At 49.1% G+C, this 507-nt stretch carries 1 protein-coding gene; it reads left to right on the plus strand.

Translation table 11 applies throughout. The features are described from left to right. Window positions 1-45: 45 nt before the first annotated feature. Window positions 46-507, plus strand: a 462-nt coding sequence (locus tag J5M58_RS26300) for a hypothetical protein (RefSeq protein WP_207880273.1), incomplete at its 3' end; no start/stop codon positions are given.

A 507-nucleotide genomic window follows, 5' to 3' on the forward strand; every position in this document is an offset into this window, starting at 1 on the left:
TCATAGCGGGTACCTTATCTATATCGACCAAGGTAAAGAACGAAAATGAAAAAAAGAACTTTTCTCAAGAACCAGTTGATCAATGCATGGACCGAGTGCGTCAAGTACGATTACCCCACCGGCGTGATCAATGGGGAGCGGGCTCTTCAGGCATGTCTGTACCATCGTTTGATCAACGACTTCAAGGCCAATGGGATGGAGAACTGCCGCCGCATCTTCATCGAGCCAACAATTGACGTAAAAGGCCGAACTTCGAGGCGCATACCTGACATGATGATCTGTGACACCAATAACGTTATAGCGATTTTCGAACTGAAGTTTCATCCGCGCGTGACGTTGAGCGGAAGGTTCGGCGATGCATTGCGCGGTGGTGTGGAAAAGGACTTGGATACGCTATTGAGCATTGCTCAAGATTTAAACGGTGTTTCTGCGAAGCCTCAAGCCGACGCCTCACACATTGAGGTCAGCAATGAACGATATCTTGGTGTAAGCGGCGCGAGCAAGACC

The sequence above is a fragment of the Pseudomonas sp. 32_A genome (assembly GCF_017490905.1).
Taxonomy (GTDB): domain Bacteria; phylum Pseudomonadota; class Gammaproteobacteria; order Pseudomonadales; family Pseudomonadaceae; genus Aquipseudomonas; species Aquipseudomonas inefficax.